Source organism: Sphingomonas profundi (assembly GCF_009739515.1).
GTDB lineage: Bacteria > Pseudomonadota > Alphaproteobacteria > Sphingomonadales > Sphingomonadaceae > Alterirhizorhabdus > Alterirhizorhabdus profundi.
This window is the reverse complement of the sequence record NZ_CP046535.1, coordinates 1,835,298-1,849,854: the sequence shown is the minus strand read 5'-3', so window position 1 is coordinate 1,849,854 and position 14,557 is coordinate 1,835,298. Positions and strand designations below refer to the sequence as shown.

Here is a 14,557-nt window from a genome sequence, read left to right as displayed (position 1 = left end):
CGAAGAAAGGCCCGGCGGAGCGATCCGCCGGGCCTTTTCCTTTAGCGAGGGCGGCGCGTTCAGCCGTCCTGCTTCGGCATCGCCGCATCGTCCAGCGCGGTCGCCCGCTGATGCGCCGGGCGCTCGGCCAGCCGGGCGATGAACGCCTCGAAGGCGGGGCGTTTCTCGATCGATCCGAACATCGTGCCCCACATCAGATGCGCGCCGATGTAGAGGTCCGCCGCCGAGAAGCGGTCGCCCGCGAGCCATCCGTCGCCCGAAACGGCCTTTTCCACCGTGTCGATCATGGTCGCGAAATCGCGATAGCCGACCATCGCCTTCTTATCCTCCGGGATCGTCACGCCCAGCGACTTGTCGATCACGGCCGCCTCAAGCGGCCCCGCGCCGAAGAACAGCCAGCGATAATAGGGCCCACGTGCGGCGTCGCCGGGCGGCGGGGCCAGGTTCGCATCCGGAAAGGCGTCGGCCAGATAGGCGCAGATCGCCGCCACCTCCGTCACCACCGTGTCGCCGTGGCGGATCGCCGGCACCTTCCCCATCGGGTTGATCGCCAGATAGTCGGCCGTCTTCATGCTGCCGGTAAAATCGAGGTTCACCACCTCATAGGGCTGGCCCACCTCCTCCAGCATCCATCGCGCGATCCGCCCGCGCGACATCGGGTTGGTGTAGAGCGTCAGTGTGTCTGCCATGATGGAGCTCCTTCTCAGTGGTAGAACGTAAGAAGAACATGGTGGCGCGCGTCAGGCAAGCCTCGCGTGCAGGAAGGCGATCGTCCGGTCCCAGGCGAGCCTGGCCGCGGCCGGATCGTAGCGCTGGGCAGAGCTGTCATTGTTGAACGCGTGGTTGACGCCCGCATAGACGTAGGCCTCCACCGGCACGTGCGCCGCCTTCAGCGCCGCCGCCCACGGCAGGCCAGTGGCGTTCACGCGATCGTCCAGCCCGGCATAGTGGAGCAGCATCGCCGCCTTCACCTTCATCGCCTCGGCAGGATCGGGCGCCGGCCCGTAATAGGGCACCCCGGCGGCGAGGAGCGGGCCGGCCGCCACCGCCAGCCGGTTGACGAGCGCGCCGCCCCAGCAGAAGCCGATCGCGCCCACCCTGCCGCCGCCTGCCGTACCGGGGCCGGGCCGATCAGACGCGAGCCAGCGCAAGGTCGCCACCGCATCGGCCGTGGTGGCGGCGGGATCCAGCGCGCCGATCATCGCGCGGGCCGCATCCTCGTCCGCCGGGGTGCCGCCGGCGGAGCTGAGGAAATCGGGCGCCACCGCCACGAAGCCGGCGAGCGCCACCCGCCGTGCCACATCCCTGATATGGTCGTTCAGCCCGCGATTCTCGTGGATCACGATGACCACCGGCAGTACGCCCTTCGTCGCCACCGGGGCCGCCCGATAACCGCTGAGGCGCCGCCCTTCCGCCGCCGCCCAGCGTACCGTGGCCGTGGCAGCCTGGCATCGTCGGCGGGGACGATCGCGGCGCGGGCCGGATCGGCGGCGATGCCTGCCAGCAGCGCGGCGGCGGCGGCGCTGCCTCCGGCCAGCATCGCCAGCTCCGCCATGAAGGCGCGGCGATCGCGTTCCTCATGGGTGAAGCGATCGTGGAGCGCGATCGCGCGGGCGAAGGTTGAACTCGTCCATCGGCCTCTCCTCCACCGGCGCCGTCGCGGCAGGCTACAGCCTTTTCCGTCCGGGTGGAAAGCGCCGTCGATCCTCAGGCGGTGACGATGCGGGCGACGTCCGCCAGGATCGCGCTGCGCGCCTCGTCCACCAGCGGCGCGGCGAGGAAGGCGGCGATCAGCATCGGCGGGCGGCCCGGCGGCCACAGGATCGCGACATCGTTGCTGATGCCGCCGGCCGCGTCGCCCCAGCTGCCGGTCTTGTCGCCCACCGTCCAGCCGGCGGGGATGCCGGCGCGTAGCTTGGTCCGCCCGGTGGTGGAGGCCACCAGCCACGCGCCGAGCCGCGCGCGAGAGGCGGGCGACAGCGCATCGCCCAGCACCAGCCGCCGCAGCGTGGCGGCCATGGCGGCGGGGCTGGTGGTGTCGCGCGGATCGTCCGCCGCGCCGCTGTTCAGCGCCGGCTCGATCCGGTCCAGCCGGGTCTTGCGATCGCCGATGCGGCGCAGGAAGGCGGTGAGCGCAGCCGGGCCGCCAAAGCTCGCCAACAGCAGGTTGGCGGCGCCGTTGTCGCTGACAGTCACGGCGGCATGGCATAATTCGGCCATCGTCATGCCGCTCGCGACATGCTTCTCGGTCACTGGCGAGTAATCGGGCAGGTCGGCGCTGGTATAGCCGATCCGCCGGTCCAGCCGCTCCTCGCCACGATCGGCGCGGTGGAGGACGAAGCCGGCCGCCAGCGCCTTGAAGGTGCTGCACATGCGGAACCGTTCGCCGATGCGATAGCCATCGATGCGCCCGTGCCGCACGTCCAGCACCGCCACGCCCAGCCGCCCGCCGGATCGCGCCTCCAGCGCCGCCAGCCGGCTGCGGAGCGGCGTAGGCGCGGCGGCACCCAGCGCCGCCGCCGGCGCCGCCGCTGCCGAGAGCAGCGCCAGCATCACGTCGCGCCTAAGCATCCGCGCCTCCCACAAGAAAGAGGTCGGGGGCGACGGGCCCCCGGCCTCTCGGCAGCTTGCTAGGGATCGGGCGCGCCCGATCAGGCCTGCTCGACCGCCTTCGGCTTGCCGCCCTTCTTCGGGCGCTTGGGCGCGGCGGCGGTGATCTCGAAGGCGAGCGCGTCGTCCTTCAGATGCACCTTCACCTCGCCGCCGTGGACGAGCTTGCCGAACAGCAGCTCCTCGGCCAGCGGCTGCTTGATCTTCTCCTGGATCAGGCGGCCCATCGGCCGCGCGCCATAGAGCCGGTCGTAGCCGCGCGCCGTGAGCCACGCCTTCGCATCGTCGTCCAGCGCGATGTGCACCTCGCGATCCGCCAGCTGCAGCTCCAGCTGGAGGATGAACTTGTCGACCACGCGGGAGACGACCTCGGTCGGCAGGTAGCCGAACGGCACGATGGCATCCAGCCGGTTGCGGAACTCCGGCGTGAACATCTTCTTCACCGCCTCCTCATCCTCGCCCTCGCGGGTGAGATTGCCGAAGCCGAGCGATTCCCGCGCCATATCTGAGGCGCCGGCATTCGTCGTCATGATGAGGATGACGTTGCGGAAGTCGACCGTCTTGCCGTGGTGATCGGTCAGCTTGCCATTGTCCATCACCTGCAAGAGGATGTTGAACAGGTCCGGATGCGCCTTCTCGATCTCGTCCAGCAGCAGCACGCTGTGCGGATGCTGGTCCACCGCGTCGGTCAGCAGGCCGCCCTGGTCGTAGCCGACATAGCCCGGCGGCGCGCCGATCAGCCGGCTGACCGAGTGGCGCTCCATATATTCGGACATGTCGAACCGCTGCAGCGGGATGCCCATGATGCTCGCCAGCTGCCGCGCGACCTCCGTCTTGCCGACGCCGGTGGGGCCGGTGAACAGATAGTTGCCGATCGGCTTGTCGGGATCGCGCAGGCCCGCCCGGCTCAGCTTGATCGCCGAGGAGAGCAGCTCGATCGCCTGGTTCTGGCCGAACACCACCCGCTTCAGGTCGGTCTCCAAGGTCGCCAGCGACTTCTTGTCGTCGGACGAGACGGACTTCGGCGGGATGCGCGCCATCGTCGCGATCACGCTCTCGATCTCCTTGGGCGTGATCACCTTCTTGCGCTTGTTCTCGGGCACCAGCATCTGCATCGCGCCGGCCTCGTCCACCACGTCGATGGCCTTGTCGGGCAGCTTGCGATCGTTGATGTAGCGAGCCGAGAGCTCCACCGCCGACTTGATCGCGTCGGGCGTGTACTTGACGTGGTGATGCTCCTCGAACGCCGATCGCAGGCCGGCGAGGATCTTGATCGTGTCCTCCACCGTCGGCTCGTTCACGTCGATCTTCTGGAAGCGCCGCAGCAGCGCGCGGTCCTTCTCGAAGTGGTTGCGGAACTCCTTGTAGGTGGTCGAGCCGATGCAGCGGATTGTGCCGCCGCTGAGCGCCGGCTTGAGCAGGTTCGACGCGTCCATCGCCCCGCCGGACGTGGCGCCGGCGCCGATCACGGTGTGGATCTCGTCGATGAACAGGATGGCGTGCGGCAGCTTCTCAAGCTCCGTCACCACCTGCTTCAGCCGCTCCTCGAAGTCGCCGCGATAACGCGTGCCGGCCAGCAGCGCGCCCATGTCCAGCGAGTAGATCACGGCCGGCAGCAGCACCTCCGGCACCTGGCCCTCGACGATCTTGCGGGCGAGACCTTCCGCGATCGCGGTCTTGCCGACGCCGGGATCGCCCACGTAGAGCGGGTTGTTCTTGGAGCGGCGGCACAGGATCTGCACCGTACGGTCCACCTCCGGGCCGCGGCCGATCAGCGGATCGACCCGGCCGTCCTTGGCCTTGGCGTTGAGATCGACGCAGAACTGCTTGAGCGCGCTCTCGCTCTTCTTGCCGTCCTGCTTGGCGGCTTTCTCTTCCTCGGCGCCTTTCACTTCGCGTTGCTCCGTGGGTTGGCCGGCCTTGCCGACGCCGTGGCTGATGAAGCTGACCGCATCCAGGCGGCTCATGTCCTGCTGCTGCAGGAAGAAGACGGCGTAGCTCTCGCGCTCGCTGAACAGGGCGACCAGCACGTTGGCGCCGGTCACTTCCTCGCGGCCGGAGGACTGGACGTGCAGGATGGCCCGCTGCACGACCCGCTGGAAGCCGCTGGTGGGCGACGGATCGGTGTCCGTCCCCACCTTCAGCGCATCGAGCTCGGTATCGAGGTAGAGGCGCACGGCCTCCTTCAGCTCGGCCACCTCCACGCCGCAGGCGGCCATCACCTTGGAGGCGTGCTCGTCGTCGATCAGGGCGAGCAGCAGATGCTCGAGCGTGGCATATTCATGGCGGCGGCTGCTGGCCGCGGTCAGTGCGTTGTGAAGCGTCTGCTCCAGTTCGCGGGCGAATGAGGGCATGTGCGTCTACTCCTTCGGGCCCAGTCGGAAGCCGGACCCCTCATCGACCGGCAGGTCGTTGACCACCATGTCGTGATGCCCGACCCCTTCATCAAGAACGGTGGCTGTTTTCGTCCTGTTCCACGAAGGATGTCGCCTCGTGGCGGATCGTGCCGGCCAGATCGCCCTCATCGCCGGAATAGGGCATCGGCGCTTGAGCGGTGATTAACGGCGGCGGCGCGGCGCGCCTTGCAGCGGGCGATTTCCGCCTCCAGCGCGGCCACGCGCGCGTCCAGTTCTGCCACCGAGAGCGGATCGAGATCCTGCTTCGCCAGCGCTGCAAGCGCGTCGTCCGATCGCTTCGGAAAAAGTTCTTCCGCGTCCATCGTCGGATCGTTGACCGGCGCGACGCCGCTGTCAATAAACCCGCGGACGAAAAAGGGGGAATGCCATGGTCGCGCTGCCGGCGATGATGAACGCGATCGATCCGGCGGAGACGGGCGGGCCGGAGGTGCTGGTGCCGGTGGAGCGGCCGGTGCCCGTACCGGCGTCGGGCGAGGTGCTGGTCCGCGTCGCCGCAGCCGGCGTCAACCGGCCCGACGTCGCCCAGCGCGTCGGCAGCTATCCGCCGCCGCCGGGCGCGCCCACGATCCCCGGGCTGGAGATCGCCGGCGAGATCGTCGCGATCGGGGAGGGGTGCGCCGGCGCCGAGATCGGCCAGCGCGTCTGCGCGCTGGTCTCGGGCGGCGGCTATGCCGAATATGCGGCGGCGCCGTTCGGCCAGTGCCTGCCGGTGCCCGACGCGCTGACCCTGGTGGAAGCCGCGGCCCTGCCCGAGACGCTGTTCACCGTGTGGACCAACCTGTTCGAGCGCGCCTATGCGGTGGAGGGCGATACCGTTCTGGTGCACGGCGGCACCAGCGGCATCGGTACGATGGCGATCACGCTCGGCAAGCTGTTCGGGCTCACCGTGATCGTCACGGTCGGATCGGAGGAGAAAGCGGCCCGCGCCAGGGAGATCGGCGCGGATCACGCGATCAACTACAAGGATCGCGATTTCGTGGCGGAGGTGGCGGCGATCACCGGCGGCAAGGGCTGCGCGGCGGTGCTGGACATGGTCGGCGGCGACTATCTGCCGCGCAACATCGATTGCCTGGCCGAGGACGGGCGCCACGTGTCGATTGCGGTGCAGCGCGGGCTGAAGGCCGAGATCCCGATCTGGAAGATCATGCAGCGCCGCCTGACCCTGACCGGATCGACGCTGCGCGCCCGCGACGCGGGCTTCAAGGCGCTCGTCGCCGACGAGATCCGCCGGATCGTGTGGCCGCATGCGGAGGCCGGGCGGCTGAAGCCGGTGCTCGACCGCACCTTCCCGCTGGCGCAGGCGGCCGACGCCCATCGCTGGCTGGAGCAGGGCGACCATGTCGGCAAGATCGTGCTGGAACCATGACCGATACCAGGTTGATCCTCCACGAATATCCGCCCTCCGGCAACTGCTACAAGATCAGGCTGACGGCGGCGCATCTCGGCGTGCCGCTTGAACGGCGGGGCTACGACATCCTCCGGGGCGAGACGCGGACGCCGGCCTTTCTCGCCGAGGTCAACGCGAACGGCCGCATCCCGGTGCTGCAGGTCGGCGAGCGGTTCCTGCCGGAGAGCAATGCGGCCTGCGTGTATCTGGCGGACGGATCGGCGCTGATCCCGGCCGATCGCTTCGACCGGGCCGACATGCTGCGCTGGATGTTCTTCGAGCAGTATAATCACGAGCCGAACGTGGCGACCCTGCGCTTCTGGCGCGCCTTCGTGGGGGAGGGGGCGCTGACGGCGGCGCAGCGCGACCAGATCGCGGCCAAGCAGGCCGCCGGCGCGGCGGCGCTGGCGCTGATGGACGGGCATCTCGCCGAACGCCGCTTCCTCGTCGGCGATGCGTTCGGCCTCGCCGACATCGCGCTCTACGCCTATACCCATGTGGCCGGGGAGGGCGGGTTCGATCTCTCGCTCTATCCCGCGATCCGGCGCTGGCTCGATCGTGTCGCCGGCCTGCCCAACCACGTGCCGATCGACGCCTGACCGCCGCCGCAATCGCGTCTTGCCCTCGGCGGAGGGCGGGATTACATTCGTCCCACATGCTACGGCCGCTCCGTGAAGGGGCGGCCCTTTTTATTCGTGGAGAATGCCATGGCTCAGCCCCTCATGCCGCACGCGACCGCGTCGTGGCTGGTCGACAACACCGCCCTCAGCTTCGAGCAGATCGCGGACTTCTGCGGCCTCCACATTCTCGAGATCCAGGCGATCGCCGACGATACCGCCGCGACCAAGCTGACCGGGCGCGATCCGGTGCGCGCGGGCGAGCTGACCCAGGCGGAGATCGACAAGGCGCAGGGCGATACCGCCTACCGCCTGCACATGACCAAGGGGCCGGATCAGGTGCGCCGCACCAAGGGGCCGCGCTACACCCCCGTCTCCAAGCGGCAGGACAAGCCGGACGGCATCGCCTGGATCATCCGCAACCATCCGGAAGTGTCGGACGGGCAGATCTCCAAGCTGATCGGCACCACCCGCACCACGATCGCCGCGATCCGCGACCGGACGCACTGGAACATCGTCAACATCACCCCGAAGGATCCGGTGACGCTCGGCCTCTGCTCGCAGCGCGAGCTGGACGCGCTCGTCGCCAAGGCGGCCAAGGCGGCCGGCATCGAGGCGCCCGTCGACGATCGCCTGGAGGGCGACCGCGAGGCGCTGATCGGCGAGCTGCGCGCCCAGCGCGAGGCGGCGCACCACGCGGCCGAGGCGGTGCATGTCGAGGCGACGGCCGGCATCCAGCTGCCGCCGGGCGTCGTCGATCCGTTCCGCAAACCGGCCTGATCGCCGGCATCGCCCGGCCGGGCGGGATTGCCTGAGGGCACGTTGCCCTTTACGTAAACGTCATGAGCGATCCCGAGACGGCCTGGCGCCACGCCTACCGGCACCCCACCGGCTGGGACCGGACCTTTCCGCCATTGTCGCTGCCGGCCATGTTCGAGCAGACGGCGGCCCGCGCGGGCGAGGCGCCGTTGATCGATTTCCTGGGCCGGCGCTACAGCTATGCCGAGACGCTGGACGGCGTGCGCCGCGTCGCGTGCGGGCTGGCCAAGCTGGGCGTGGCGAAGGGCGACAGGGTCGGCCTGTTTCTGCCCAACGTGCCCCATTATGTCGCCGCTTATTACGGCGCGCTGCTGGCCGGGGCGACGGTGGTCAATTTCTCCCCGCTCTACACGGTGGACGAGCTGGCCCACCAGGTCGCCGATTCGGGCACGCGCATCCTGTTCACCCTCTCGGCCACGGCGCTGCTGCCCACGGCGCTGGCGGTGATGGCGCGCGGCGGGATCGAGCGGCTCGTCGTCGGATCGGTGGCGGGGGCGCTGCCGGCGGGCAAGTCGCTGCTATACCGCCTGTTCCGCCGCCGCGAGGTGACGGCGCGGCCCAGTGATCCGCGCATCATCGCCTTCTCGGCGCTGATCGCCAACGATGGCGCGTGCGTCGCCCCGCCGATCGATCCGGTGCGCGACGTCGCCCTGCTGCAATATACCGGCGGCACCACCGGCACGCCGAAGGGGGCGATGCTGACGCACCAGGCGCTCAGCGCCAATGCCCGGCAGATCGCCGCCGTTGATCCGCACGCGGGCGAGGCCGACCGGATCGTCGGCGTGCTGCCGCTGTTCCACATCTTCGCCAACGCCTGCGTGCTGAACCGCACCGTATCGGTCGGCGGGGAGATCGTGCTGCTGCCGCGCTTCGATGCCGGGCAGGTGCTCGCCGCCGTGGCGCGGACCCGGGCCAGCGCGCTGCCGGGCGTGCCGACGATGTACCAGGCGCTGCTGGATCATCCGGCGATCGCCAAGGCGAACCTCTCGTCGCTGCGCGCCTGCGTGTCTGGCGGTGCGCCGCTGGGCACGGAGCTGAAGGCCCGGTTCGAGGCACGGACCGGCGCCAAGGTGGTCGAGGGCTACGGCCTCACCGAGAGCGGCGTCGTCTCGACCAACCCCTATGAGGGCGAGAATCGCGCCGGCACGATCGGCCAGCCGCTGCCGGCCACCCGCTTCGCGCTGGTCGACCGCGAGGATCCGCACCGCCCGCCACCGCCCGGCGAACCCGGCGAGATCGTGCTGCGCGGGCCGCAGGTGATGACCGGCTACTGGAACAATCCCGCGGCGGACGCCGAATGTTTCGTCGATGGCTGGCTGCGTACCGGCGACGTCGGCGTGATCGACGAGGACGGCTATATCCGCATCGTCGACCGGCTGAAGGACATGATCTCGGTCGGTGGCTTCAAGGTGTTCCCCAGCCAGGTGGAAGCGGTGCTCCTCGCCCATCCGGCGGTGCGCGAGGCGCTCGTCATCGGCATCCCCGATCCCTATCGCGGGGAGAGCCCGAAGGCCTTCGTCACCCTCCACCGCGATCAGCCGGCGGATGGCGAGGCGTTGCGCGCGTGGCTCAACCCGCAGCTCGGCAAGCATGAGCGGGTGATCGCGGTGGAGGTGCGGGAGAGCCTGCCGAAGACGCTGATCGGCAAGCTCAGCCGCAAGGAGCTGGTGGCCGAGGAAAAGGCGAAGGCCGCCGCCGCGAACGCCCCGCGCAGCCCCGCGCTTGACCCCGAACCCGCCGCCCGCCAATAGCCGCAGGGATGGGTCAGGACGTCATAACCGAACTCTCTTTCGAGGACGCGCTCAAGCGGCTCGAGGCGATCGTGCAGCGGCTTGAGAGCGGCGACGCGTCGCTCGACGAGTCGATCGATCTCTATGCGGAGGGCGATCGCCTGCGCGCGCAGTGCGAGGCGCGGCTGGCGGCGGCGCAGGCGCGGATCGAGAAGATCACGCTCGGCCCGGACGGGCGGCCGGCCAAGACCCAGCCCTTCGATGCCGGCTGAGCCCATGCCCGCCATCACCCATATCGGCCTGAAGCCCGCGCTGGAGCGCGTCGCGAGCGAGATCGATCGCCATTTCGACCTGCTGCTGACGGTGCCTGACGATCCGCGCACCCGCCTGTACCAGGCGATGCGGCATGCCGCGATCGGCGGCGGCAAGCGGATGCGGCCGCTGCTGGTGTGCGCCGCCTGCGACCTGTTCAACGTCGATCGCGACGCCGCCCTGCGCGTGGCGACGGCGATCGAGTGCATCCACGTCTACTCGCTGATCCACGACGACCTGCCCTGCATGGACGACGATGCCGTGCGCCGCGGCCGGCCGACCGTGCATGTCGCCTACGACGAGGCGACGGCGGTGCTGGCGGGCGATTCGCTCCACGCGCTCGCCTTCGAGCTGCTGGCGGACGAGGCGACCCATTCCGATCCGTTCGTGCGGATCGAGCTGGTGGCCGAGCTCGCCCGCGCCGCCGGGCCGGCGGGCATGGCCGGCGGCCAGGCGATGGATCTGGCGGCCGAGACCGAGACGTTCGATCTCTCCACCACCACCCGCCTGCAGCAGCTGAAGACGGGCGCCCTGATCGGCTTCTGCCTGGAGGCGGCCGCGATCATGGGCCATGTGCCGCCCGACGGCCGCGTGCGCCTGCGCGGCTATGCCCGCGACGTGGGCCTGGCCTTCCAGATCGCCGACGACCTGCTGGACGTGGAGGGCGATCCCGATGCCGTCGGCAAGCCGCTGCAGAAGGATGCGGCGGCCGGCAAGGCGACCTTCGTCTCGCTGCTCGGCGTGGATCGCGCGCGGCAGCAGGCGGGCATGCTGGTGGAGCAGGCGATCGCCCATCTCTCCAATTTCGGCACGGAGGCGAACCTGCTGCGCGCCGTCGCCCGCTACGTGGTCGAGAGGGATCGCTGATGCGCATCGGCGTCTATCCGGGCACGTTCGATCCCATCACGCTCGGCCACATGGACATCATCGCGCGGGCGGCGCGGCTGGTCGACCGGCTCGTCGTGGGCGTCACCACCAACGCCTCCAAGTCGCCGATGTTCTCGGTGGAGGAGCGGATGGCGATGGTGGAGCGGGAGACCGCCACGATCGACGCCGCGATCAAGGTCGTCGCGTTCGATTCGCTGCTGATGGACTTCGCCGAGCGGCAGGGCGCCTCCGTCATCGTGCGTGGCCTTCGCGCCGTCGCCGACTTCGAATATGAGTATCAGATGGCGGGAATGAACCAGCAGATCAACGATCGCGTCGAGACGGTCTTCCTGATGGCCGACGTCGCGTTGCAGCCGATCGCGTCGAAGCTGGTCAAGGAGATCGCGATGTACGGCGGGCCGATCGGCCGCTTCGTCACGGCCTCCGTCGCGGACGAGGTCGCCGCCCGTGTCGAGCGGCTGGGCCGGCGCGGCGAGTGAATGTTCAGCCTGGTTTCAGCCGGTCGGCCTATGGCGGCGACGTGCGCCGTGGGAGAAGAGTGATGCGGTTCCAAGCGATGCTCGGCCTGGCGGCGGCGCTGGCGTCCGCTCCCGCGCTCGCCCAGGCGCCCGCCACGCCCACTCCGGCGGCGGCCGCGCCCGCGCCGAACGCGGAGCCCGATCCGGCGAACGTCCTCAACCTCGATCTCTCCACCGGCGGCCGCGTCTCCATCCTGCTGCGGCCGGACAAGGCGCCGCTCAGCGTGGAGCGGATCAAGACGCTCGTGCGGCGCGGCTTCTACAACGGCCTGATCTTCCATCGCGTGATCGAAGGCTTCATGGCGCAGGGCGGCGACCCGAAGGGCGACGGCACCGGCGGCTCCGACCTGCCGGACCTGAAGGCGGAGTTCAACGACATGCCGCACGTGCGCGGCGAGATGTCGATGGCGCGCGCGGAATCGCCGGACAGCGCGAACAGCCAGTTCTTCCTCATGCTCTCCCCGAACCTCCAGCTTGATGGCAAATATACGCCGGTGGGCCGCGTCTTCGCGGGGATGGGCTATGTCGACCTGATCCAGCGCGGCGAGCCGCCGGCCAACCCCTCGCGCATCGTCCGCGCGTCGCTGGGCAGTGACAACGTGCCGCCGCCACCGCCAAACGCCGCCAGGGCGAGCGACGCCGCGTCGGCCGCCGCCGACGCCGCCTCCGCCCAGGCGGTAGACGCGGCGATGGCATCCGAGAGCGCGCGCGCCGCCGCCACCGGCGACAAGGCGACCGCCGCCGAGCGGGCCAAGGCGGCGCAGGTGGCGGCGGACGGCGCCGCCCGCGCGGCCGGTGACGCGGCCGAGGCGCTGGACGGCTCGGCGGCCAAGCCGGCCACCCCGGCCAAGGCGCGCCGCAGGCGCTAGGCCGCCGGCCCGGCGCGGCCGCCCCCGATCATGCAGGTGGACCTCTTCGATTTCGTGCTGCCGGCCGATCGGATCGCGCTGCGCCCGGCGGTGCCGCGCGACGCGGCACGGCTGCTCGTGCTCGACGGCGCGGTGACGCGCGACCGCCATGTCGGCGATCTGCCGGCCCAGCTGCGCGCCGGCGACATGCTGGTGTTCAACGATACCCGCGTGATCCCCGCCCAGCTGGAAGGGCGGCGCGGCGATGCCCGGATCGGCGCGACCCTGCACCTGCGCGTCGGCCCGCGCGCGTGGCGCGCCTTCGTGCGCAACGCCAGGCGGGTGCGCGACGGCGACGCGATCGATTTCGGCGCGGGCGTTTCGGCGATCGCCGGGGATCGCGGCGAGGACGGCTCGCTGCTGCTCACCTTCACCGGCACCGAGCCGGTCGAGCTGCTGCTGGAGCGGGCCGGCCGCATGCCGCTGCCGCCCTACATCGCCGGCCGCCGCCCCGCGGACGCGCGCGATGCCGAGGATTATCAGACGATGTTCGCGCGTGAGGAGGGGGCGGTCGCGGCACCCACCGCGGCGCTGCACTTCACGCCGGCGCTGATGGCGGCCCTCGACGCCGCCGCGATCGGCCACGCGACGCTAACCCTGCATGTCGGCGCCGGCACCTTCCTGCCGATGAAGGTGGACGACACGGCCGACCACCGCATGCATGCCGAGTGGGGGCGGCTGGACGAGGCGACGGTCGCGCGGCTGAACGCCGTGCGCGCCGCCGGCGGGCGCCTGATCGCCGTCGGCACCACCAGCCTGCGCCTGATCGAGAGCGCGACGGACGCATCCGGCACAATCCACCCGTTCGAGGGCGAGACCGCGATCTTCATCACCCCCGGCTACCGCTTCCGCGGCATCGACGGCCTGCTCACCAACTTCCACCTGCCGCGATCGACCCTGTTCATGCTGGTCTCGGCACTGATGGGGCTCGATCGGATGAAAGCGGCTTACGCCCATGCCATCGAGCATGGCTACCGCTTCTACTCCTACGGGGATGCCAGCCTGCTTCTGCCAGGCACGCCCGCGACCGCACGATAGAGGCCGTCCACGGCCTTCGAAGGTCGGCGTTTCAGGTGGTGCGGGTGGTCGGGCTCGAACCGACACTCCTTGCGGAACCGGATTTTGAGTCCGGCGCGTCTACCAATTTCACCACACCCGCACAGACCTAGAACAGGGCCGAGATCATGGTCCCGGCGGCTCCCTGTCGCTCTTCGGCGCCAGATGGCACAGGAAGGGCCGGTTCGTCTAGGTCGCTGCAACCGTCCGTGTTTTAGCGGACGTTGCCCGCCAGTGTGGCGAACGGTGCGCCGCTCGCCAGGGCGGCACCATCGCCCGGTGCCGGATCATCCAGACATTCGCCCCGAGGCGCACGCGCGAGGCTTGCCCGCGCCCCGTTCCGTGACACGCGGCGGGTTCGACGATGCCGGGGGTGGACGGCGGCGCGGCGCTGACGCATGGAGCGGGGCAGGCCGGGTTAGCTCAGCTGGTAGAGCATCTGATTTGTAATCAGGAGGCCGTCGGTTCGAGTCCGACACCCGGCACCATCCTCAGCACGCATGTCCACTGGTTCTCGCGCCAAGCCGTTTCGTGCGAACGATTCTCATTGCGGCGGTGAGGACGATTACCAGTTGGCAAATGCGCGGGCGCGGCGCTATCAGCGCGGGCATCCGTCCGGGGGTGTTGAGGCGGTGGCGTGATGCACGGGGGTCGCCTGACAGGGGGATCCGCGACTGCGTCGCGCATTTCGTGGCAGCGATAGGGTCCGTACATGGCGACGCTCGAACAGACAGACAGCCCGATCGACGGGCACGAGGGCGACGGCCATCGCCGACGCGATTTCATCAACATCGCCGCCGTGAGCTTCGCCGGCGTGGGTGCCGCGACCGTGCTGATCCCGCTGATCAACCAGATGAACCCGTCCGCCGACGTGCTGGCGCTCGCCTCGATCGAAGTGGACGTCTCGGCGATCCAGCCGGGCCAGGCGATCAAGACCTCGTGGCGCAAGCAGCCGGTGTTCATCCGCAACCTGACGCCCAAGGAAATCTCGGAGGCCGATGCCGTGCCGCTCGCCGATCTGCGCGATCCGCAGACCCTGGCGGAGCGGACCAAGGAAGGCCACAAGAACTGGCTCATCACGCTGGGCGTGTGCACCCATCTCGGCTGCGTGCCGCTGGGCGCCGGCGAGGGCGAGAATCGCGGCGAGTTCGGCGGCTATTTCTGCCCGTGCCACGGATCGGCCTACGATACCGCCGCGCGCATCCGCAAAGGCCCGGCGCCGCAGAACCTGCACGTTCCGGAATATGCGTTCAAATCCAATACCGTCGTGCAGATCGGCTGAGGGGTAAACGGTC

At 69.9% G+C, this 14,557-nt stretch carries 14 protein-coding genes, 2 tRNA genes and 1 pseudogene; 11 read left to right on the top strand and 6 right to left on the bottom strand.

The window, feature by feature from the left end:
- Positions 1-59: 59 nt before the first annotated feature.
- From GNT64_RS08655 to GNT64_RS08635, 5 genes are all read right to left on the bottom strand, one after another.
- Positions 60-689 carry a glutathione S-transferase family protein gene (locus GNT64_RS08655; RefSeq protein ID WP_156679166.1) on the bottom strand — a complete coding sequence of 210 codons (630 nt, stop codon included), beginning with the start codon at positions 687-689 and terminating at the stop codon, positions 60-62.
- Between the two features lie 51 nt (positions 690-740).
- Positions 741-1,376: a dienelactone hydrolase family protein gene (locus GNT64_RS08650; RefSeq protein ID WP_231639392.1), complete on the bottom strand. Its 636-nt coding sequence runs from the start codon at positions 1,374-1,376 to the stop codon at positions 741-743.
- A gap of 331 nt (positions 1,377-1,707) precedes the next feature.
- Positions 1,708-2,571 (bottom strand): class A beta-lactamase, encoded by an 864-nt coding sequence (gene bla, locus GNT64_RS08645; protein WP_156679165.1) that lies wholly within the window; start codon positions 2,569-2,571, stop codon positions 1,708-1,710.
- 80 nt (positions 2,572-2,651) lie between these two features.
- The gene (clpA, locus tag GNT64_RS08640) at positions 2,652-4,964 is read right to left on the bottom strand and encodes an ATP-dependent Clp protease ATP-binding subunit ClpA (RefSeq protein ID WP_156679164.1); all 2,313 of its coding nucleotides are present in this window, start codon (positions 4,962-4,964) and stop codon (positions 2,652-2,654) included.
- A gap of 167 nt (positions 4,965-5,131) precedes the next feature.
- Positions 5,132-5,329 (bottom strand): DUF1192 domain-containing protein, encoded by a 198-nt coding sequence (locus GNT64_RS08635; RefSeq protein WP_156679163.1) that lies wholly within the window; start codon positions 5,327-5,329, stop codon positions 5,132-5,134.
- Positions 5,330-5,394: 65 nt separating this feature from the next.
- Between GNT64_RS08635 and GNT64_RS08630 the strand changes: the two genes are divergently transcribed.
- The 9 genes and pseudogenes from GNT64_RS08630 to queA all read left to right on the top strand — a co-directional run bounded on the left by GNT64_RS08630 (position 5,395) and on the right by queA (position 13,244).
- Positions 5,395-6,393 (top strand): NAD(P)H-quinone oxidoreductase, encoded by a 999-nt coding sequence (locus GNT64_RS08630; protein ID WP_197277326.1) that lies wholly within the window; start codon positions 5,395-5,397, stop codon positions 6,391-6,393.
- Positions 6,390-7,013: a glutathione S-transferase family protein gene (locus tag GNT64_RS08625; RefSeq protein WP_156679162.1), complete on the top strand. Its 624-nt coding sequence runs from the start codon at positions 6,390-6,392 to the stop codon at positions 7,011-7,013. The genes GNT64_RS08630 and GNT64_RS08625 overlap by 4 nt, the downstream gene beginning before the upstream one ends.
- A 108-nt stretch (positions 7,014-7,121) precedes the next feature.
- Positions 7,122-7,811 carry a DUF1013 domain-containing protein gene (locus GNT64_RS08620; protein WP_156679161.1) on the top strand — a complete coding sequence of 230 codons (690 nt, stop codon included), beginning with the start codon at positions 7,122-7,124 and terminating at the stop codon, positions 7,809-7,811.
- Positions 7,812-7,873: 62 nt separating this feature from the next.
- Positions 7,874-9,601 (top strand): AMP-binding protein, encoded by a 1,728-nt coding sequence (locus GNT64_RS08615; protein WP_156679160.1) that lies wholly within the window; start codon positions 7,874-7,876, stop codon positions 9,599-9,601.
- 8 nt (positions 9,602-9,609) lie between these two features.
- Positions 9,610-9,852 carry an exodeoxyribonuclease VII small subunit gene (locus GNT64_RS08610; RefSeq protein WP_156679159.1) on the top strand — a complete coding sequence of 81 codons (243 nt, stop codon included), beginning with the start codon at positions 9,610-9,612 and terminating at the stop codon, positions 9,850-9,852.
- A 4-nt stretch (positions 9,853-9,856) separates the two neighbouring features.
- Positions 9,857-10,759: a polyprenyl synthetase family protein gene (locus tag GNT64_RS08605; protein ID WP_156679158.1), complete on the top strand. Its 903-nt coding sequence runs from the start codon at positions 9,857-9,859 to the stop codon at positions 10,757-10,759.
- Positions 10,759-11,259, top strand: a complete 501-nt coding sequence (gene coaD, locus GNT64_RS08600; RefSeq protein ID WP_156679157.1) for a pantetheine-phosphate adenylyltransferase — start codon at positions 10,759-10,761, stop codon at positions 11,257-11,259. The genes GNT64_RS08605 and coaD overlap by 1 nt, the downstream gene beginning before the upstream one ends.
- A 62-nt stretch (positions 11,260-11,321) precedes the next feature.
- Positions 11,322-11,910 (top strand): annotated as a pseudogene (locus tag GNT64_RS08595) (peptidylprolyl isomerase); the annotation flags it as partial.
- Positions 11,911-12,197: 287 nt separating this feature from the next.
- Positions 12,198-13,244 carry a tRNA preQ1(34) S-adenosylmethionine ribosyltransferase-isomerase QueA gene (gene queA / locus GNT64_RS08590; protein WP_156679156.1) on the top strand — a complete coding sequence of 349 codons (1,047 nt, stop codon included), beginning with the start codon at positions 12,198-12,200 and terminating at the stop codon, positions 13,242-13,244.
- A gap of 36 nt (positions 13,245-13,280) precedes the next feature.
- Here queA and GNT64_RS08585 read toward each other — a convergent pair.
- Positions 13,281-13,365, bottom strand: a tRNA-Leu gene (locus GNT64_RS08585).
- A 309-nt stretch (positions 13,366-13,674) separates the two neighbouring features.
- Between GNT64_RS08585 and GNT64_RS08580 the strand changes: the two genes are divergently transcribed.
- A tRNA-Thr gene (locus GNT64_RS08580) sits at positions 13,675-13,750 on the top strand.
- Positions 13,751-13,974: 224 nt separating this feature from the next.
- Positions 13,975-14,544 (top strand): ubiquinol-cytochrome c reductase iron-sulfur subunit, encoded by a 570-nt coding sequence (gene petA / locus GNT64_RS08575; RefSeq protein WP_156679155.1) that lies wholly within the window; start codon positions 13,975-13,977, stop codon positions 14,542-14,544.
- Positions 14,545-14,557 lie beyond the last annotated feature (13 nt).

What these genes read in the sequence shown, in the direction of transcription:
- GNT64_RS08655 (WP_156679166.1), bottom strand. Translation starts at nt 689, where the DNA reads ATGGCAGACACACTGACGCTCTACACCAACCCGATGTCGCGCGGGCGG.
- bla (WP_156679165.1), bottom strand. Translation starts at nt 2,571, where the DNA reads ATGCTTAGGCGCGACGTGATGCTGGCGCTGCTCTCGGCAGCGGCGGCG.
- clpA (WP_156679164.1), bottom strand. Translation starts at nt 4,964, where the DNA reads ATGCCCTCATTCGCCCGCGAACTGGAGCAGACGCTTCACAACGCACTG.
- GNT64_RS08635 (WP_156679163.1), bottom strand. Translation starts at nt 5,329, where the DNA reads ATGGACGCGGAAGAACTTTTTCCGAAGCGATCGGACGACGCGCTTGCA.
- GNT64_RS08630 (WP_197277326.1), top strand. Translation starts at nt 5,395, where the DNA reads ATGGTCGCGCTGCCGGCGATGATGAACGCGATCGATCCGGCGGAGACG.
- GNT64_RS08625 (WP_156679162.1), top strand. Translation starts at nt 6,390, where the DNA reads ATGACCGATACCAGGTTGATCCTCCACGAATATCCGCCCTCCGGCAAC.
- GNT64_RS08620 (WP_156679161.1), top strand. Translation starts at nt 7,122, where the DNA reads ATGGCTCAGCCCCTCATGCCGCACGCGACCGCGTCGTGGCTGGTCGAC.
- GNT64_RS08615 (WP_156679160.1), top strand. Translation starts at nt 7,874, where the DNA reads ATGAGCGATCCCGAGACGGCCTGGCGCCACGCCTACCGGCACCCCACC.
- GNT64_RS08610 (WP_156679159.1), top strand. Translation starts at nt 9,610, where the DNA reads ATGGGTCAGGACGTCATAACCGAACTCTCTTTCGAGGACGCGCTCAAG.
- GNT64_RS08605 (WP_156679158.1), top strand. Translation starts at nt 9,857, where the DNA reads ATGCCCGCCATCACCCATATCGGCCTGAAGCCCGCGCTGGAGCGCGTC.
- coaD (WP_156679157.1), top strand. Translation starts at nt 10,759, where the DNA reads ATGCGCATCGGCGTCTATCCGGGCACGTTCGATCCCATCACGCTCGGC.
- queA (WP_156679156.1), top strand. Translation starts at nt 12,198, where the DNA reads ATGCAGGTGGACCTCTTCGATTTCGTGCTGCCGGCCGATCGGATCGCG.
- petA (WP_156679155.1), top strand. Translation starts at nt 13,975, where the DNA reads ATGGCGACGCTCGAACAGACAGACAGCCCGATCGACGGGCACGAGGGC.